The sequence below is a fragment of the Flavobacterium aciduliphilum genome (assembly GCF_003268855.1).
Lineage (GTDB): Bacteria > Bacteroidota > Bacteroidia > Flavobacteriales > Flavobacteriaceae > Flavobacterium > Flavobacterium aciduliphilum.
In genome coordinates this window covers 119,747-139,637 of sequence record NZ_QLSZ01000007.1, presented here as the reverse complement: position 1 = coordinate 139,637, position 19,891 = coordinate 119,747, and the positions used below count along the sequence as shown (strand labels likewise).

Here is a 19,891-nt window from a genome sequence, read left to right as displayed (position 1 = left end):
CTAATTTTATTTTTTTATACTTTAGTCACAGGGTATTGCTGTTTTTTTCACAATATCTTGTAACTAAACCCTTTATTTCACTATGGAATTAGACAATACTATCGTATTACGACCTCGATTTCACAAAGAGGTACCCCTTTCAATAGAGCAAATCCTCGAACATGCGACACAACTTAAAGAGGACGTACGAGAAGACTATCGAGTAAAAATTTCAGGACACCACATCTTTTTGTTCATTATTCTTGCTAAAAGACGCTATTACTCGCCTCATTTACATATCGAACTGTTTGAAAACGAAGACAAAACCACGCACATCAAATGTCTTTTTGGCCCTGACCAAACCGTGTGGACCTTCTTTATGTTTTTGCATTTTATTGTAGCGGGAATCTTTTTGGTGTTTGCCATGTTTGCTTGCTCCGATTGGATGCTTAAAAATCCTGCCACAAATGATTTAATTGTAGCGGGACTTATGGTAGTCGTGTGGTTCTTGTTGTATTTTATCGCCAAACAAATTCGCTACAACGGTCGGCATCAAATTATGGAATTGATGCGTTTGTTTTTGAAAATTATTGATTAAAAACACGACAAATTATAGCCCCTACAGACATTAGGACAAATAGTATGCAATCGTGTTTACGGGTTGTTCTATTTTTGGTTATACCCAAAACGACGCAATTGGTATTGGTTGTTACGCCAATCTTTATTGACTTTCACAAACAATTCTAAATGGATTTGTTTGCCAAAGAATTTTTCTAGATTCTCACGGGATTGAATGCCTACCCGTTTTAAAGCAGCACCTTTGTGCCCAATGATAATGCCTTTCTGGGTGTCGCGTTCTACCATGATTACCGTACGAATTCTAATGATTTTCTCGTCTTCAAGAAATTCTTCGGTTTCAATTTCAACAGCATAAGGGATTTCTTTATCGTAGTTCAATAGAATTTTTTCCCTTATGGTTTCGTTAACAAAAAAGCGTTCCGGTTTATCGGTTAAAGCATCTTTAGGATAATAGGCAGGCGACTCTGGTAATAATTCTAAGATGCGCTCAAAAACAGGAGTCACATTAAAATTCTCTAAAGCAGATATGGGATAAATTTCTGCATTGGGTACTTTTTCTTGCCACAAGCTCACTTGCTCCTCCAGTTGAGTTTGATCGGACTTGTCAATTTTATTCAATAACAACAATACAGGAACAGGAGCATGAATGATTTTATTGAAAAACGCTTCATCTTTCAATTCTTTTTCGCCAATTTCAACCATGTAAATGAGTACATCGGCATCTTCAAAAGCGGATTTTACAAAATCCATCATAGACTTTTGCATTTCATAAGCTGGCTTGATGATTCCTGGAGTATCAGACAAAACCACCTGAAAATCGTCACCATTGACAATTCCGAGAATTCGATGACGGGTTGTTTGTGCTTTTGAGGTGATGATTGACAATCGTTCTCCTACAAAAGCATTCATTAAGGTTGACTTTCCCACATTTGGATTTCCAATAATGTTTACAAAACCGGCTTTATGCAACATTTTTCTATTTTTTATTTCCGGCAAAGGTAGTTATATCAAGCGAATAGTAATACTAAAAGATTTTTTTAATTTTTTGTTGCACGAATCAATAATCGTTGTATATTTGCACTCGAAACATCGCGGGATAGAGCAGTAGGCAGCTCGTCGGGCTCATAACCCGAAGGTCACAGGTTCGAGTCCTGTTCCCGCTACTAAACAAGCCATTCGGAAATGAGTGGCTTTTTTTATGCTCACTCCATACAAACTATTAAAGGCTGCGGGGTTGAATTGCAAATTCACCACAAATTATTTCTATCCTAAATATTTTTAAAATTTACGAATCTGCATTGTGAATTTTTTAGCAACAAAAGCAGGAGATAACCTTAAAATAGAAATGGGAGTACTTTATTTTCATTTATTACTCATAAACAACATCTTCAACGATAAAGAACAACCACAAAAAAGTTCCTAAAAACCTTATTAAACGACCGCGGTCATTTTAAAAAGTGACCGCGGTCAAATTACAAAACGACCGCGGTCGAATCCTTAAATGACTGCGGTCGTTTTTCGACCTGGCCCTGAAGACATAAACAAAGCGTCCGCAGGAACCTTTAAAATCGTCTTTACAAATGTTTTGGTTCTCTATCATTTACTAAAAAAACACAACCTATTGTTTTTTTGTTTAGTTTTGTGTTTCAAATCGTTATACTATGAAAATTACTACTTTATGTATAAGCTTATTTTTAGCAGGAAACTTGGTATGGGGAGCTCCCGATAGACCCCACCTTATAAACAATGTTATTTTAAAGGCTACTACCAATCCTACCATGCCCAGCTTAAACAATCTCACGATGTGTGACACCAACTATGATGGGTTTGCGGTCTTTGATTTAACCGTACAAACGCCACTCATTTTAGCGGCTCAAAGTGCGCCTGCTTCCAATTATACGGTGAGTTATTTTTTATCGCAAGCCAATGCAAGTGCGGGAATCAACCCTATTTCTAATCCTAGTGCTTATACCAATGTGAGCAACCAACAAGTAATTTACGTTAAAATTGTACTTAACGGTTCAACACAAAATGCTATCGGTGTTTTTGCTTTAATGGTTCAAAACCCTATTGCACCAACATTCTCTTCAATAGCCTCTTTATGTCAAGGAGATGCCGCACCAACCTTGCCTCTTACTTCAACTAATTCCGTTACTGGAACTTGGTCACCAACGACTATTGATACAAGCATTCCAGGCGCCAATACCTTTTTGTTTACCCCAAGCACCAATCAATGCGCTATGAATGTAACTATGACGGTTTTTGTGGCACCTAAACCCGTAATTAATACCCCACCTGATTTTGTAGAATGTGATGTTGACGGCACTAATGATGGGTATTTAACTTACAATTTAAACGCCTTAATTCCAAGTATAACAAATAATGACTCCAATTGTACCGTATCCTTTTACAACAATCAAATGAGTGCAGAAAATAATTTTAATGCAATTTCGAATCCTACAACGTATCAAACGTTTACTCATGACATTTGGTTTCGAGTTACAAACACTCAATCGGGTTGCTATACCATCGCAAGTTTTCATACGACTATTGAACAAGTACCAACACCAATGATTGCAAGTAATACTAACACAATCTGTGTGGATTATACTACCCATGAAGTGCTAAACGGAGGAGTATTGTCAGTAATAAATACGACTAATTACCTAACACAAAGTACTCCCTTTTATACCTATCAATGGTATTTGAATGGAACACCTATTTCAGGCGCCACAAATGCTACTTACACCATACCCACAGGTTTTCAAGGAACTTCACAAGCTGATTTTCAGGTAAATTTAACTAGTTTCTCGGGTTGCGGACTTACTTCTTCAAATTATATCGTATTTCAATCGGGGCCAGCAAGTCCCATAGGTATTGGTTACACTATTGTTAATAATGGAGGAAATCAAACACTAACTGTAAATATTGAAGGGTATGGCATTTATTCCTATCAATTGGATGATAGCCCTGTTCAAACTAGTCCTGTTTTTTCAAACGTCTCTTTAGGCATGCATACCTTGACGATTTATGATGGTATAGGAAATAACAGTTGTAATCCTACAGTACTTACAAATATTGAAGTAAACCTCACTGGAACCCCTGCTCCTACTGGAAATACGTCTCAATTTTTTAGTCCAGGCGCTACTCTTGCCGACATACAACTTTCAGGACAAAACATTCAGTGGTATGCTACCAGCACAGGAAATTTTGCTGGCGGTAACATGGTCATGAGTGCTTTGCCTATGAACACTCCATTGGTAGACAATACCACCTACTATGCTACGCAAAAAATTGGAGGGTATGAAAGTACGACCCGTTTGCCAGTTACTGTTCATCTTGTACTAAACAGTTCCACATTTGAACAGAACAGCATGAGCTTCTCTCCCAATCCTGTGAAAGAACGCTTCACTATTGAAAGCCCATTTATCATAGAACACATCACCCTCTATACCTTAGCAGGGCAACGTGTTTTGGAATTCCCTGCAAATGCAACGACTCAAACAGTTGATGTCTCGGCAATTTCATCAGGAATTTATTTTGTAAAAGTAACTTCAAACAGTAACAGCCAGGTATTCAAAATTGTAAAAGAATAAGGCTTAGTCCCATGATGGTCATTCGTTTTTGATGATACTTTTCGTCTCTTCGAGTGATTTTCAATAGAAAATAGTATCGAGAACGTGAAAAAATTTATTAAAAAAGTTTCTCGATACTTTTTTTGTTGTGATACGCTACAGAAAAAACTCGATTTGACGTTTTTAATAAGTTTGTGCAACGGGTTGATTTGAAATTTTCGGACCAATAGTTGAAGGGTTGTATACTATCTTTGTTTCAAGACTGATTAATATCATGTTTATTGAGCCTATCTATTTGTAATTTTAGTGTCTATTCGAACGAAAAGCGTTTTGTACTAGATTGAGACACACTAGGCAAAACGAAATATATTAACTACAAATTCTTGAGGTATGAAACAGAAAGTCCCCGTGTCAACAATTATGACCAAACATGTTATCAAGTTAAATTTATCTGATGATTTAACCAAAGCGGAACATCTATTTAAAAAACATCACATCAGACACATTCCTGTGGTAAATGGCAACAAAATCGTAGGCATGTTGAGCTATACCGATTTGTTGCGCATTTCTTTTGCTGATGCTGTATATGAAGACGAGACCGATATTGATGTAACGGTATACAATATGTTTTCGGTAGAGCAAGTTATGGCGCGAAACTTAGTAAAAGTATCTCCTGAAACAACAATAAGAGAAGTATCCGAAATATTGGCAAGTAAGGAGTTTCATGCGCTTCCTGTAGTGGAAGACGAGTTATTAGTAGGCATCGTAACTACAACCGATTTAATTAAATATTTGATTGACCAATACTAAAAAATGCTCCTCTTGGGAGCATTTCGATTATGGTGTTGGTAACGCCTTTAATTGTGCTATGGTTTCTATTGGTTGCGAAGCATTAAAAATAAAACTTCCCGCCACGAGGACGTCGGCACCTGCTGCAACAAGTTGTGCTGCATTGTGCTGCGTAACTCCTCCATCAATTTCGATACGTGAAGGGGCATTATGCTTCACAATCATCTCTTTCAGTTTGGCAACCTTTGAATACGTATTTTCTATAAAAGACTGCCCCCCAAAACCAGGGTTGACACTCATCAAACACACTAAATCAATATCACGTATCACATCTTCCAACAAACCTACTGAAGTATGAGGATTTAAAGCCACACCGGCTAGCATACCCTCAGCTTTAATCGCTTGCAGAGTGCGATGAAGATGCGTACAGGCTTCATAATGCACCGTCAAAACCGAAGCGCCCAATTGCGCAAAAGTTTTAATATACCGATCAGGGTCAATTATCATTAAATGAACATCTAAAGGTTTTTGTGCATGTTTTCGAATCGAATCGAGTACAGGCATTCCAAAAGAGATGTTGGGCACAAACACCCCGTCCATAATATCAATATGAAACCAATCAGCTTGCGATTGATTAATCATTTCGATATCTCGTTGTAAATTGGCAAAATCGGCTGCTAGTACTGAAGGTGCGATAAGAGTGTTTTTCATTGTGAGCGTGTTGTTTTGGCAAAGGTAAAAATTTTGCCTTTGTGATAAAAATAAAACTCCGGCAATCAACCGGAGTTCAATCATCAATCAAAAACGAACAGTAATGATACTGTTGTAAGGATTCCTATATTGGGATTATCCTAAATAGGTTTTTAATATTTTACTTCTAGACGTATGTTTTAATCTACGGATGGCTTTTTCTTTAATTTGACGCACACGCTCACGGGTTAAATCGAATGTCTCTCCTATCTCTTCCAAAGTCATCGGATGTTGGTCTCCTAAACCAAAATACAAACGCACCACGTCTGCTTCTCTCGGTGTCAAGGTTTCTAAAGAACGTTCAATCTCTGTACGGAGCGACTCATGAATTAAATCTCGGTCTGGATTGGGTGATTCTCCAGAACGTAATACATCGTATAAGTTAGAATCTTCTCCTTCTACTAAGGGCGCATCCATCGACAAGTGACGTCCGGAATTTTTCATAGATTCCTTCACATCGTTTACCGTCATATCAAGCTCTTTTGCAATTTCTTCAGCTGAAGGTGGACGCTCATTCGATTGTTCTAATAACGCATACATTTTGTTGATTTTGTTAATAGATCCAATTTTATTAAGTGGCAAACGAACGATACGCGATTGTTCAGCTAAGGCTTGTAAAATAGATTGACGAATCCACCATACAGCGTAGGAAATAAATTTGAATCCGCGTGTTTCATCAAAACGTTGTGCGGCTTTAATCAAACCTAAATTTCCTTCATTAATTAAATCGGGCAATGTTAATCCTTGATTTTGGTATTGTTTCGCCACCGAAACTACGAAACGTAGATTGGCTTTGGTTAATTTTTCTAAAGCGCGTTGATCTCCAGCTTTAATGCGTTGCGCTAACTCTACCTCTTCATCAGCGGTGATTAGATCAACTTTTCCAATTTCTTGTAGGTATTTGTCTAGGGATGCGGTTTCACGATTGGTAACCTGCTTGGTGATTTTGAGCTGTCTCATTTGTTTTTTTATATTAACATAAAAGTGTTCGGCTTGTTATACGAACAGAAAAGTAAAAAAGTTACAGAAAAATATATTTTTATTTGCTTAAAAATTGATTTCAAGGTTTCTCTTCAAATACCACAATTTATTAGCTAAATCTTAAGCAAAAATAATCCCTTCATGCGCATTAATTTTATACTTTCGAAGTGTTTTTTAAATGTTTTCAAAAATGAAAAAAATGTTGGTTTTTATTGTAGCATTTGCTTTTTTGCCACTTCACACTTTTGCTTGGGGAGAGAAAGGACATCGTATTGTAGCCGAAATCGCGTTTAAAAATTTGGATCGAAAAACACGAAAAATAATTCTTCAATACTTAGACGGGATGTCTATTGAAGAAGCGGCCAATTGGATGGATGCGATCAAAAAAGACCATAGTTATGACCATTTAAAACCGTGGCATTATGTCAATTTTGAGAAAAACGAACGGGTAAAAGATACGTGTTGCGACAATATTATTTATCGTTTATCTCAAACGATTGAAACATTAAAAAAATACCCAACACTCCCCAAAGCTACGGTAAAAATGGAATTGTGTTATTTATTTCACTTGATGGGCGATTTGCACCAACCGCTTCATGTAGGCTATGGCAGCGATAAAGGAGGCAACAGCATTCATTTGAAATACTTAGACAAAAAAATGGATTTACACGGATTGTTTGACTATGGCATTATTGAAGCACAAAACATAAAGCTAAAACATTGCTTAAAATACCACGTATACACTAAGGATGATATAGAAAAAATGAATAAAGGTTCGGTGCTCGATTGGGCTAAAGAATCCAGAAGTCACTTAACCCAGATTTATTCGCTAAATGGAAATGCTCCATCCGAAGCGTACATCACAACAAATGAAGGACTCATCAAACAACAACTTCAAGTGGCAGGCATTCGATTGGCAGAACTATTAAAAACAATTTTCTCACAAGAACCCAAATAAGATGAAATTCGGATTTAGAACGCCTTCCCTAACCAAACGAATTGCAGCGCGTACTTCTGTAAAAAGAATCGTTCAAAACCAACTAGGATTAAAAGCCCCAAGAGGCTATGGTTGGTTGACTAATCCCAAAAAATATGCTTATAACAAAGTGTATCAAAAAACCACTCGAGGGTCGGGATGCGTTTTTCTCTTAATGCTGTTTTCCTTCATCGCATGGGGCATCATCTCAATTTTAAACGTTTAAGTTTATTGTTTTACTATTTTAAATGTTTTCGAACTTTCGTCCGAAGTTAAGGTAACAACATACATTCCTTGAGATAAAGCTGTGAGGTCTATCATACTTGAATCAGAAACTATTTGTCTCATAATAATTTTCCCTGTAATATCCGTCACTTGGCACGCTAAATGAGACATCGCCTCATTTGAATGAATACGAATCCATCCTGACGTTGGATTGGGAGCTATTGTAAAATCTTTCAATGCATAACTTGATGTGGCTAAATTAGAGACCGTAACGGTTTTGGTAATTTCATCCCAACTTTTAATATTGTTTTCAACGTACAATTTCACCGTATAATCCCCTGCTGTGGCATAGACGTGAGTAGGCTGTGGGTCATTACTATAAGTTCCATCACCAAAATCCCACCACCAAGCCAAACTGCCTGTACTGGTATCAGTAAACGTTGCCGATAAATTATTGGGAGTCCAATCAAAATTCGCTAAAGGTTTGTGACGTTTCCACAAAAATTGTACAATTTTATTGAAGACAATAGGATAATAACTATTTCCTCCTGTACCATTACTCCAAGTTCCATTGGTAGTTCCATAAAATTCATGATTTTGCCCCGCAACAAAATAGGTCTCTTTATTGGTAAAACCTAGAGCATCTAATTTTGTATTGATGATGTTGCTCCCTTGTGATTGAGGAAGCGAACTATAGCCAAAAGGACTTCCCGTATTGAAAGGCACAGTAGTATCGGCTTCTCCATGAATTAACAAAACGGGGGTGTTATTATCTGGGGTGATCAAATCGGTAGTTTCAATAGCCCCCCACATGCTCACTACTGCATCGGGTTTGCCATTGAATGTTAGATTTTGACCAATATCCAAAGGCCCTAAATCGGGAGCGGTGTGCGTAAACGGATATGTGACATTCGTATACGTATTGGTACCCGTAAGCGCAGGTTTTTCGGCAGGCGTATCCAAATAGATAGAATGAAGAGCAATAAAACTTCCTGCACTACTTCCTACAAAGTAAATTTTTGTTGGGTCAATCCCATACTCTGAAGCATGAGCACGAAGAAATCGCACAGCCGAGCGTCCATCCTGAAGTCCTCTGTATACAGCTCTAGTAGAATGTAAAACGACATTCTCAACCAAGCTAAAGCCTTGGCGGTAATCTATAGTGGCGGTGACATATCCTTTTCTAGCTAACGAATCGCACAACGCCATCATGTCGTTTACATTTCGATTTCCTGTTAAAAAACCCCCAGAATGAGCCATAATAATAGCTGGACGCAAACTAAATGTATCGCCTGTGGGCTTAAAAATATCCATGACTAAATTTTGTGTCGTGGTACTTTCTTCCATAGTGTAAAGCGGCCCATCAATAAAGGGAGCCGTGCCATACACCACATTGGGTATCGCAGTTGATGAAGGAAAAAGCGTTTTAGTATAGCGGTAGTCTTGTGCCAGCCCAACCACAAAAGAGAGCATAAAAAGCAGTAAAAAGGTTCCTTTTTTCATATTCATGTCTTGATTATCATACAAATATATAGTTTTTATACCATTTTGATTATTTTACAAACTTATATTCTATTTTAAACGAAAAAAGAGCAAATAATGATAGCTTTGCACCTTCTTAAAAAATAATATGAAAAGAGTTGTAGAATACCGAAAATTGCTTAACGTAGACAAAAACGTTACTTTGAAAGAATTGAAAACCATCTATCGCAATACGATGAAAGACAACCATCCAGATAAATTTATTGATGATGAAGTCTCAAAACAAGCTGCCGAAGAACGAAGTAAAGAAATTATAAACGCCTACCATTTTTTGGTAAGTATTGCTCAAAAAACTGTTGAAAAAAACTTGCCAGAATATCAAGAAACGATCAACACCTATTCAATACTAGATTTCTACCTTGAAAAACAAACCTTGTTCGTTTCCTATCTTAATGGCATGTCCTATGAATATATTGGGGTGCCAAAAAACATTTATATCAAAATGATTCATGCGGAATCTCCCAATCGTTTTGCTAAACGCCATATTTATGGGAATTATATCTACCGAAAAACTAGCGAAGGAACCGAGGATTAATTTTTTACTTAATTTTTGAAAGCTTTTTTATATATTTGTTATACTAACCAAGAAAATAACAAATATGGAATTTAATTTTTTAGCAGTTTTTGTTGCTGCACTCTCAAGTTTTGTGGTAGGATTTATTTGGTATAATCCTAAGGTTTTCGGTACAATTTGGATGAAAGAATCTGGAATGACCGAAGAAAAAGCCAAAAGTGGAAATATGATTAAAATCTTCGGACTCACGTTTGTGTATTCGCTGATGCTCGCTTTTATCATGCCTGCTCTAACCATTCATCAAATGGGCGCCTTGGGAATGATTGGAGGTCCAAAATTTATTGATTCGGCGCTGCCATCCTATGCGGCCTTTATGCATGATTACGGAGATGCTTTTAGAACTTTTAAACATGGCGCTTTACACGGATTTATGTCAGGACTCTTTATTGCCTTACCTATTGTAGCTATAAAAGGGCTTTTCGAACATAAATCATGGAAATACATTGCTATTTCGGCGGGCTATTGGACTGTGATTATGACCCTCATGGGAGCCATTGTGTGTGGTTGGAAATAATTAACATTTATTTATAGTAAAATCGCCCTACATTTGCGGGCGATTTTTTTTATGAAAAAACTTTCCTTTAAAATATATAATCACACTGATACCCTCCCAAATAATTGGGACACGGTAGCCTATAGAAACGTCTTTCTTCAAAAAAAGTATTTGGAAGTTCTCGAAAAATCAGCTCCCGTAAACATGCAATGTTTTTATATTGCTATTTATGAAGACGTTGAACTTATTGGTGTTTCTCTGGCTCAATATCTTGATTTAAACAAACTAGAATCTTTTGGCGAACGAGATAAGTGTTTTAAAACCTGGATTAGAAATATCATTTTTAGAAACTTTGGTTCACATACGCTGTTCTTAGGAAACAACATGATTACGGGGCAAAATGGGTATACTTTTTCAAAAGAAATCGATTTTGAAGCACTAAGTTCCATACTCATGGAAAGTGCACGAGAAATCACACAGTATTTCAAGCATCAAAATATCAAGATACACCTCGTTTCGTTCAAAGATTTTTATGAAGATTGTGCTAAAGAGTTGAAAAAAAACAGTTTTTCTTCGCTATTTGAGTATAGTTCGCAACCCAATATGGTCTTGTATGTCGCTCCTCTTTGGCAGGATAGAAATGATTATATCAATGCCTTTTCAAAAAAATATAGAGACCAATACAAACGAGCCCGTAAAAAATGTAGCGAAGTTCAGGTTAAAGAATTAACACACGAAGAAATTATTGAACATGAAACCACGCTTTATGACTTGTATCATTATGTGGCAAAAAATGCTCCCTTCAACACGTTTTTCCTAGCTAAAAATCATTTCTCCACTCTTAAAAACCAATGCCTTGATCATTTCAAATTGTATGGTTATTTACTAGAAGGCAAACTCGTCGGATTCCATACCATCTTGCTCAATGACAAAGTATTGGAAACCTATTTTCTTGGCTATGACCCTCAAGTACAAAAAGAAAACATGCTCTATTTGAACATGCTTTATAATATGGCTGAATTTGGTATTGAAAATAAATTCGAAAGAATCATTTTTGGTCGTACCGCTCTAGAAATAAAAAGCTCTATTGGAGCCATACCAGTTACGATGTCTGGTTTTATTTACCACAACACCCGCTGGATTAACAAATATCTTGATCGATTCTTTAAAAAACTAGAACCCAATATTGAATGGCAAAGAAGGCATCCTTTTAAATAAGAAGCATGGCATCATGCAATCAATTTAGGGTATCCAATTCCATTTGTACTTTTTCCCATTCTTCCAATAGCGCGTCTAACTCTTGTTTTTTCTTATTGTATGCTGTAAAAAACGAAGCATCTTCGATATGCTTATCATAATTAGAAGCTAATGCCTTATCGTCATTTTGAATATCATTTTCGAGCTGTTTGATTTGACTCTCAATTTTACTGATACGATTCTGAAGCGTTTTTGTCTTCTTTTGGTCTTCGTAAGACAACTTTGTTACTTCTTTTGGCGCTTCTTTTTTAACCACTTCTTTTTTCTCTACTTCACGCATGTTTTGAAGATTGCGTTGTTCCAAGAAAAAGTTGATGTCCCCTAAATATTCTTTGATTTTTTGATCTTTAAATTCGTAAACAATATTAGACATGCCCTGTAAGAAATCACGGTCGTGAGAAACCAACAACAACGTTCCTTCAAATTTTTGTAAAGCGGCCTTCAAAACGTTTTTAGATTTAATATCCAAGTGATTGGTAGGCTCATCCATAACCAGCACGTTGATGGGTTGTAATAGGAGTTTACACAACGCTAATCGGTTTCGTTCACCACCTGAGAGCACTTTAACTTTTTTATCAACATCATCGCCACGAAATAAAAAGGCACCCAACATATCCCTTACCTTAGAACGATTGGTGTCTAAAGCTGCTTCGAGCATGGTATCAAGTAAGGTCTTCTCTCCATCTAAATATTCCGCCTGATTTTGTGCAAAATAGCCCAGTTGCACGTTATGTCCTAGCTTTATCGTTCCTTCATATTCAAACTCATTGACAATCGCTTTGATAAGCGTAGATTTTCCTTGTCCGTTTTGTCCAACAAAAGCTATTTTGCTACCGCGTTCCACAAGCAAACTAATGTCTTTCAAAATCATTTTTGAACCATAGGCTTTGGTCAAATGATCAATCTCTACAACCACACGGCCTGGTTCTTTAGACAAAGGAAACGAAATATTCATGACCGATGTATCGTCTTCATCGACTTCAATGCGTTCTACTTTGTCTAATTTTTTAATTAAGGATTGCGCCATAGAAGCTTTAGAAGCTTTGGCTCTGAATTTTTCAATTAATTTTTCCGTTTCTTCTATTTTTTTGGCTTGATTCTTTTGAGTGGCCAATTGCTTTTCGCGTATTTCATTACGCAATTCTAAATATTGGGTGTAGGGCTTATTAAAATCGTAGGCTTTCCCCAAAGATATTTCAATAGTTCTGTTAGTCACATGATCTAAAAACATTTTATCGTGAGAAACAATTACCACTACGCCAGGAAAATTTCGTAAAAACCCTTCCAACCAAATGATACTCTCTATATCTAAATGGTTTGTAGGCTCATCGAGTAATAAAATATCATTGGATTGCAACAGTAATTTTGCCAATTCAATGCGCATGCGCCATCCTCCTGAAAAAGTATCGGTCAAATTATTAAAATCTTCACGTTTAAAACCAAGACCTAGTAATATTTTCTCAATGTCTCCTACATAATTATATCCTCCTAAAAGTTCAAAACGATGGGTATAATCCGATAAATCTTCAATAATTTGATGATACGCTTCACTTTCGTAATCGGTTCGAGAAACCAACTGATGATTGATGTGCTCTAACTTTTTTTCAACCGCTTTAATTTCATAAAAAGCTTCATACGCTTCCTCTAAAACAGTTCTCCCTTGAATGAAATCAATATCTTGTCTTAAAAATCCAATTTTTATTTCTTTCTCTGTTGCAATCTGTCCTGAATCGGGTTTCAAGTCGCCAGCTAATATTTTAAGCATAGTCGATTTACCTGCACCATTTTTTCCTACAAGACCTACACGATCTCCTGCACCGAGACGAAAGGTAACTTCTTCAAACAAGAAAGAACCTCCAAAAGAAACGGATAAATTATGAATATTTAGCATATTATTTGTTACAATTGTTACATTAAAAACTTTCGTATGAATTACCTTTGCAGAAAATTTTTGCAAATGTTAAAAAAAGGAAGCACATTATATAGTATTTTAACAGGAACTTGTCCAAAATGTAATGAAGAAAGCATGTATGAAGTCAAAAACCCATACAAACTGACAACTTTATACAAAATGCATGATACATGTAGTCATTGTCATACACAATATAAAATAGAACCCTCTTTTTTTTATGGAGCAATGTATGTCAGCTATGGTCTTACTGTAGCCTTTGGCGTAGCTATTTTTATCATTTTACATGTTTTTCTTAACCAAGACATCTTAAACTCTTTTATAGGAATAATTGTAGGAATCCTTCTATTGATGCCAATTACAGCGAGACTAGCGCGAAATATTTATATAAACATGTTTATCCGTTATGACAAAAACTGGAAACAAAACGCTTAACTCTCTTGATATCAATATATGGGTCTAAGGGCACATCGTTTTCGATATAATTAAAAAGATCCCGTGCCATAGCAGGAGCAAGCATGACTCCTCGGGTTCCTAAACCATTTAGAATAAACATATTTTTATATAAGGGATGTCTTCCCACTAATGGACGTCGATCTTTTACAGTGGGACGGACACCAGCCAAGTGCTCTACTAAAGTAAAATCACATTGTATTAACTCTTTCAATTGAGTAAGAAGTTCGTTTTTTGCTTCAAGAGTAGGAATATTTGTTTTATCAACCCAATTATAGGTAGCGCCTACTTTATAGTAATCCTTTCCGATAGGCATGATAAAAATTGAGGATTTAACAATCACTTCGAGTTGTAATTTGGGTGCATGAATAACCAAAACTTCCCCTTTGGTTCCATCTAATGGTAGTGTATTAAAGTAGGGATTGGACAGTAATCCAAATCCTTCAGCAAAAACAATGTTTTTGGCTCGAATATCTTTGTAAACAATATATTCATCGTGATGCTCTAACAAATCGTATGCAAAGGTTTCTTCACGGAAACATTGTTGCATTTTCAAGTATGCTTTATACGACTCCAATAACAAACCCGTATCTACATAACCGGTATGCATTACATGTCCATAGGCATAAGGCGACTCAATAGAAGATAATGTAGTGTGAATTAAATTAGCATCTAAAAAAGGGGCGAGATTAGGTTTATCGGCTGCAATAAACCAATTGTTTTGTTCCTCTACGGAGTAAAATTTACGCCAAAGCGGAATGGGGTTTATAAGCTTTTGCGACACCTTTTGCTCTAATGCTTGATAAAATGGATACAAAAGTTCCAATTGATCGGAAGCTTTCCAAACTTCGCTAAATCGTTTTAAGATAACGGGATTATACAATCCCCCAGCAATAACAGAAGAATTTTGAGAAGAATCAGATAGAACTAAAACGGATTTACCTTTATTTAAGGCTTGTTCACAGAAAGAAATCCCAGCTAGCCCACCACCAATGATTAGATAATCATACATAAGTAGAAATAAAAAAAACTCCTACCAAAGGTAAGAGTTTTTTTTATTTTAATTGAAAACTTTAATTAGTAATTCCACATGTCTTGTTCAAAATTACGAATTTTTTCTTTGATTCGTTCTGACTCTAACAATTGCATTTGGGCATTATCTTTCATGTATTGATCGACTTGTCTATCACCGTATACATTTTCTTCTTTGTAAATGACCCCATTAAAACGGCGTGAATTTAAAAGATGGTCAAAAGATATTGGCATTGCAGAATTTCGATCGTTAAAGGACTTGGCTTCGTGAAGAATATCTCTTATTGAAGGGAAATATACCCAAAATAATTCAATAGCATCAGTATTTCCTTTAGCCTTATCACGTGCTTCAGTCGCCATTGGACATATTGCCAACATTCTGTATTTTAATTCACTTTGACGTTTATCAAAATACCAATACCCTTTAATTTTATACCCTGTAATATCAGAAGCGTCTAATTCAGTTTCGTTAATAAATTGTTTATCAAGAACTTTTTTTCCAGATTTATAAGCTGCAATATCTGTATTAAATTCATCGATACCTGCAGCTGTTGTATCTCTAAACTTAAATACACTCTCCATGTCTTTCAAAGTTTTTTTGGTATTAAAATAGTCATCACCATATACTTCGGTAATTTTACCATCTTTGATACCTTTCAACAAAACAGCAAAAAGAGATCTTCTATCTTTACCCACAAAAGCAGTGTCTACAGGATAATATAATGGAAAGTTAATTCTTTCATCTATATCTACTAATTCCCATATTGTTTTACCCATCAAAACATCTCTGTCATGCACATACCCATAAGGCAAAGGCTTGTCGTTATCAGACTCCATTTGAGCAGCTGTCTTCTTTCCGATATCAGCTGGTGTTTTAGCGTTCAACAAATTAGATTGAGCAGAAGTAGAATATACTCCAACAACACTCAAAACAACTAATAAAAAGTTTTTCAATTTCATAATATTATTTATAAGTTATTTAAGTAAAGATACTAAACTTAAATTATTGTAATTCAAAAATAGCTGGTGCAGCTGTTTTGGTTTGAATACCAGAACCTTCACCTACAATTTTTGTTTTTACATCAGAAATGGTAATTTGATCACCTTTTACTGCTCTACCCAAAGCTGCAACACATTGAGCATTTAAACGATCCCCATTCACAACTATAGAAGCTTGTCCAGGTACTTTCAATACAAATTGAGTTACTTGGAATTTCAAATCATACAAAAAGTCGGGTAATACAGCTGTTATTTGTGATGATTGAAGACGTGATTTTGCTCCTTTTTGTGAGCCTATAGTTCCTCCAATAGCAGCTTGTGGTGCAGGAATACCTTTTATTCTAAAAGCTTTTTTATCAGTTACTGTTTTACCATCTGACATCTTACCATTAACAGTAACCAAAACTTCATCTCCAGAACCTGGATTTAAAATATACTTACCATTTGCACCAGCTTTAGTTAACCCAGGAGCTGAAGCCGTAACGTTATTGTCACCAATACCTGCAAAAGAAATTGTCATTGGGTTTGGTAACCCTCTATATACCACATTCATTTTGTCTGCAGAAATATTAGCAGAATTTGGACGAGGTATAACAACATATTTTCCTTCAAATTTTAATGGCACTGGCTTTCCATCTTCCATAAAAGTGAACTGCCCATTAATATTTTGTTCACCAATTGAACCTGCAGTCATTGAAATAACCGCTTGACCATTTTCAATTTTTCCAGGACCTTGAAAAGATGTTGGCTTAGTATTTTCATCATAACGACCTAAAACCACTTTACCTTTTACAGCCTCTCCTTGAAAATAAGCACTTTTTTCTAACACTACCATAGCAGTATAGTTTTTCATAGAAGCCGCATCAACTGCAGCACCACCTAATAAAGAACTATAACAATCAAACTCGGCTTTCTTAACATCATTTTGCCAAGCCGTTAATTTTGCTAATGATGCAATAGCTGGAAAATGTTCAAAGTGATAAGATAAATATTTTTTTGTTACCCCATCATGATCTTTAACATCTGAAGTATTGAATTTAGCATCCAAATCAGCAATAATAGGAGAAAGTTTTTTAGACAAACTTGGTTCACTTGCTACAGCAGCCTTCATATCAGCTACATATTTATTTATAGCAGCAACAATTGCAGTTCCTTTTGCAGAATAGTTGTCACCTTTAAACCAAGTTTCATCTATATGAGGTCCTTTATCCATAGCCTCATAAGGTAACTTACCTGTTTTTTTATCAATTTCTACACCATTGGTTGCATCTGCTTTCAAAGTTCCGATATATTCATAAAAAGTCTTTGAAATCTCTGCAATCTTATCAGCAGCGTTTTTTGCTGGTCCATACATACCTGCATTTTCAGCTCCTTTTTGATCAATTAATGTTAAAAGCTTTTTATTATTTTCCAAAGAAGCGGTATTCGCATTCTCAAATTTTTCATTCATCAATCCAAAAGCCGATAACACTTCTTTTGACATGTTTAATGCCAACATTGCGATGAAAACCAGATACATCAGGTTAATCATCTTCTGTCTAGGGGTTAATTTTCCTCCTGCCATTTTTTCTAATTAGTTTTTAATGTTAATTTAGTAAAATTTAGTTAAAAAACTAATTATCCTTTATTACTCATTGCAGACAACATTCCACCATATACATTGTTTAATGTAGACAAGTTAGATGTTAATGATTGCATTTGATCTTTTAATTTTAAGTTGTTTTCAGCAACTTCATCGTTAATTTTAGCGTTTCTTTCAGCACTTTGTAATTGTATTTGATACAAATTATTTAACGTCTCCATTTGTGCAGCTGCTTTAGACATTTCTTCGGCATATTTCTTTTGACCAGCCATTGCATCTACAGAAGGAGATATCGATTTTGCAGCACCTTCAAAATTTTTAATACTGTTTCCTAAGCTCGCCATCAATTCACCGTCAATTTTAGCTTCTTTCAACATAGCATCTAATTTTTGAGAAAGCATACCTTGAGCATCTTTAGGCTCCTCTTTTTTGGTTTTTTCTTTTGCTTGCCCACCAGCTAATTCAGGATATACTAAAGACCAATCAATTTCATCAGGTGAAGTTTCAAATGCTGACAAAGCAAAGATAAAAGCTTCTGTTAATAGTCCAACAATAAGAAATTGACTTGCACCCGGCCAGTGTTGAATTTTAAATAATGCTCCAACAATAACGACAGCAGCACCCATTCCGTAGGTGAATTCCATAACTCTTTTTGGTAATAATCCCATAATAATAATAATTTTAGTTAGTTAAGTTTTATATTTAAGTTAGTTAATATACAAATTGATTATTTTCTTTTTCCGTTACCCGTAGTTTGAGTTCCCATATAATCTTGTACGGTTCTAAAACCAATGTAACTTCTAGCAGTATCTTGATATTCAAAATCTCTTGTTCCTACCTGCAAGAAATAAGCTACATCTTTCCAAGACCCTCCTCTTACCACTTTACGTTTGTTTGAGGTATCTGGTACGTTTGGATTCATTGTAGAAACATATTCATAAGCCGAAGCATCATAAGAAGAATCCGTCCATTCTGAAACGTTACCAGACATATTGTATAAGTTGTACCCATTAGGCTGATATGATTTTGCTTCAACAGTGTACAACGCTTGGTCAGCAGCATAGTCTCCTCTATCTGGTTTGAAGTTTGCCATGAAACACCCTCTATCATTATGAGTATAAGGACCTCCCCATGGATAATTTCCTGACTCTAGACCACCGCGAGCTGCATATTCCCATTCAGCTTCAGTAGGTAAACGGAACGAATTTATCAAATCTCTTCCTTTTTTCTTTTTAACATAAATATTTTTATTCAACGTTCTCCAAGCGCAGAATGCTTTAGCTTGTTTCCAATTTACCCCTACTACAGGATAATCCCCATACGCTTGGTGCCAAAAATAATCATTATGCATTGGCTCATTATAAGAATACGCAAAGTCTTTTATCCAAACAGTTGTATCAGGATATACAGGAGTATTTTCTGTTTTTACAAACTGACTTCTTTTTCCTTTTTTAGCTTTTGCAGCCGCTTGAATATCCATCCATGAATAATGAAATTTCAATTTATTCACATCAATAGTTCTCAATCCATTGTACGATTCACTTACTGGAAGATACATTGTATCCATAACCTCCGTGTAGTATTCATCAGGATATTTTTTAGTATCCGTGATTAATTTAACCTTTCTGTTCAATCGACGTCCAGCATAAGGATCATCTTTAGTCCCAACACTATAGTAATTTTCATACATATATTTGTCATAAGGAGTCATTTTAGCTGGGTCTTGATCCGCAAAAGCATAATCACCAATACTACCACCAGCTTTTCCTCCTTTTCCAGAACCAGGTTTTTGACCAACTTCATCAGCAAGTATTGCTAAACGAACTCTAATAATAGAATCTTTAACCCACTCCACGAATTGTCGGTATTCACTATTTGTAATTTCTGTCTCATCCATATAAAACGAACGAACGGTTACTGTTTTAGTCGGAGCGTCTTGTACATTAGCTAAATCATCGTCTGATTTACCCATAATAAAAGCACCTCCTGGAACTAAAGTCATTCCGTATGGTTTCTCTGGATGCCATTTTTTTCCTTTTACTCCTACTAACTCACCTTTGTCGTTAGACTTTCCACAGCTCGCTAGTAGCGCTAAAACAGATGCAAATGCAATGAACTTCTTCATATAAATCTGGGTTAATTATGTTCTTTATTTTTAAGGGCGTAAACCTATTTATTATTTTTGAAAAAAACAAT

The 19,891-nt window shown here is 35.8% G+C and carries 19 protein-coding genes and 1 tRNA gene; 10 read left to right on the top strand and 10 right to left on the bottom strand.

The annotated features are described in order from the left end of the window. Positions 1-82: 82 nt before the first annotated feature. On the top strand, positions 83-577 hold the full coding sequence (locus CLV55_RS09020; RefSeq protein ID WP_112113440.1) for a hypothetical protein: 495 nt from the start codon (positions 83-85) through the stop codon (positions 575-577). 68 nt (positions 578-645) lie between these two features. On the opposite strand, the gene era is transcribed toward CLV55_RS09020, so the two are convergent. Beyond that, a complete protein-coding gene (gene era, locus CLV55_RS09015) occupies positions 646-1,530 on the bottom strand; it encodes a GTPase Era (RefSeq protein WP_112113439.1) in 885 nt (294 codons plus the stop codon). Positions 1,531-1,648: 118 nt separating this feature from the next. On the opposite strand from era, the gene CLV55_RS09010 reads away from it, so the two are divergent. From CLV55_RS09010 to CLV55_RS09000, 3 genes are all read left to right on the top strand, one after another. Beyond that, positions 1,649-1,721: transfer RNA gene (locus tag CLV55_RS09010), tRNA-Met, on the top strand. Positions 1,722-2,219: 498 nt separating this feature from the next. After that, on the top strand, positions 2,220-4,154 hold the full coding sequence (locus CLV55_RS09005; RefSeq protein ID WP_112113438.1) for a T9SS type A sorting domain-containing protein: 1,935 nt from the start codon (positions 2,220-2,222) through the stop codon (positions 4,152-4,154). A gap of 369 nt (positions 4,155-4,523) precedes the next feature. After that, a complete protein-coding gene (locus tag CLV55_RS09000) occupies positions 4,524-4,943 on the top strand; it encodes a CBS domain-containing protein (RefSeq protein WP_112113436.1) in 420 nt (139 codons plus the stop codon). A 27-nt stretch (positions 4,944-4,970) separates the two neighbouring features. On the opposite strand, the gene rpe is transcribed toward CLV55_RS09000, so the two are convergent. Both rpe and CLV55_RS08990 read right to left on the bottom strand, forming a co-directional pair. Continuing rightward, entirely contained in the window at positions 4,971-5,633 is a 663-nt protein-coding gene (gene rpe, locus CLV55_RS08995) for a ribulose-phosphate 3-epimerase (RefSeq protein WP_112113435.1), read from the bottom strand. Positions 5,634-5,768: 135 nt separating this feature from the next. Beyond that, entirely contained in the window at positions 5,769-6,632 is an 864-nt protein-coding gene (locus CLV55_RS08990; protein ID WP_112113433.1) for a sigma-70 family RNA polymerase sigma factor, read from the bottom strand. A gap of 211 nt (positions 6,633-6,843) precedes the next feature. Here CLV55_RS08990 and CLV55_RS08985 point away from each other — a divergent pair, with 211 nt between their 5' ends. Further along, on the top strand, positions 6,844-7,611 hold the full coding sequence (locus tag CLV55_RS08985; RefSeq protein WP_158527031.1) for a S1/P1 nuclease: 768 nt from the start codon (positions 6,844-6,846) through the stop codon (positions 7,609-7,611). Position 7,612: 1 nt separating this feature from the next. Continuing rightward, positions 7,613-7,855: a hypothetical protein gene (locus tag CLV55_RS08980; RefSeq protein WP_112113430.1), complete on the top strand. Its 243-nt coding sequence runs from the start codon at positions 7,613-7,615 to the stop codon at positions 7,853-7,855. A 2-nt stretch (positions 7,856-7,857) separates the two neighbouring features. Here the strand turns inward: CLV55_RS08980 and CLV55_RS08975 are convergent, their stop codons facing one another. After that, positions 7,858-9,381, bottom strand: coding sequence for a PKD domain-containing protein (locus CLV55_RS08975; RefSeq protein ID WP_211306490.1), 1,524 nt, complete (start codon positions 9,379-9,381; stop codon positions 7,858-7,860). Between the two features lie 103 nt (positions 9,382-9,484). Here CLV55_RS08975 and CLV55_RS08970 point away from each other — a divergent pair, with 103 nt between their 5' ends. The 3 genes from CLV55_RS08970 (at position 9,485) to CLV55_RS08960 (ending at position 11,681) form a co-directional block, all read left to right on the top strand. Continuing rightward, positions 9,485-9,931 carry a KTSC domain-containing protein gene (locus CLV55_RS08970; protein ID WP_112113427.1) on the top strand — a complete coding sequence of 149 codons (447 nt, stop codon included), beginning with the start codon at positions 9,485-9,487 and terminating at the stop codon, positions 9,929-9,931. A 64-nt stretch (positions 9,932-9,995) separates the two neighbouring features. After that, positions 9,996-10,484, top strand: coding sequence for a DUF1761 domain-containing protein (locus CLV55_RS08965; protein WP_112113426.1), 489 nt, complete (start codon positions 9,996-9,998; stop codon positions 10,482-10,484). A gap of 51 nt (positions 10,485-10,535) precedes the next feature. After that, on the top strand, positions 10,536-11,681 hold the full coding sequence (locus tag CLV55_RS08960) for a GNAT family N-acetyltransferase (RefSeq protein ID WP_112113424.1): 1,146 nt from the start codon (positions 10,536-10,538) through the stop codon (positions 11,679-11,681). Between the two features lie 19 nt (positions 11,682-11,700). Here CLV55_RS08960 and CLV55_RS08955 read toward each other — a convergent pair whose 3' ends face one another. Beyond that, positions 11,701-13,611, bottom strand: a complete 1,911-nt coding sequence (locus tag CLV55_RS08955; RefSeq protein WP_112113467.1) for an ABC-F family ATP-binding cassette domain-containing protein — start codon at positions 13,609-13,611, stop codon at positions 11,701-11,703. Between the two features lie 66 nt (positions 13,612-13,677). Here CLV55_RS08955 and CLV55_RS08950 point away from each other — a divergent pair, with 66 nt between their 5' ends. Further along, positions 13,678-14,064: a DUF983 domain-containing protein gene (locus CLV55_RS08950; protein WP_112113423.1), complete on the top strand. Its 387-nt coding sequence runs from the start codon at positions 13,678-13,680 to the stop codon at positions 14,062-14,064. Here CLV55_RS08950 and CLV55_RS08945 read toward each other — a convergent pair. From CLV55_RS08945 to porK, 5 genes are all read right to left on the bottom strand, one after another. Further along, positions 14,027-15,094 (bottom strand): NAD(P)/FAD-dependent oxidoreductase, encoded by a 1,068-nt coding sequence (locus CLV55_RS08945; RefSeq protein ID WP_112113421.1) that lies wholly within the window; start codon positions 15,092-15,094, stop codon positions 14,027-14,029. The two genes, CLV55_RS08950 and CLV55_RS08945, sit on opposite strands and share 38 nt — an antisense overlap. A gap of 65 nt (positions 15,095-15,159) precedes the next feature. Continuing rightward, entirely contained in the window at positions 15,160-16,074 is a 915-nt protein-coding gene (gene porN / locus CLV55_RS08940; protein ID WP_112113420.1) for a type IX secretion system ring subunit PorN/GldN, read from the bottom strand. A gap of 43 nt (positions 16,075-16,117) precedes the next feature. Continuing rightward, the gene (gene porM / locus CLV55_RS08935; RefSeq protein ID WP_112113418.1) at positions 16,118-17,677 is read right to left on the bottom strand and encodes a type IX secretion system motor protein PorM/GldM; all 1,560 of its coding nucleotides are present in this window, start codon (positions 17,675-17,677) and stop codon (positions 16,118-16,120) included. A 53-nt stretch (positions 17,678-17,730) separates the two neighbouring features. Continuing rightward, complete coding sequence (gene porL, locus CLV55_RS08930) at positions 17,731-18,363, bottom strand: type IX secretion system motor protein PorL/GldL (protein WP_112113417.1); 633 nt, start codon at positions 18,361-18,363, stop codon at positions 17,731-17,733. A 59-nt stretch (positions 18,364-18,422) separates the two neighbouring features. After that, the gene (porK, locus tag CLV55_RS08925; RefSeq protein ID WP_112113416.1) at positions 18,423-19,820 is read right to left on the bottom strand and encodes a T9SS ring complex lipoprotein PorK/GldK; all 1,398 of its coding nucleotides are present in this window, start codon (positions 19,818-19,820) and stop codon (positions 18,423-18,425) included. Positions 19,821-19,891 lie beyond the last annotated feature (71 nt).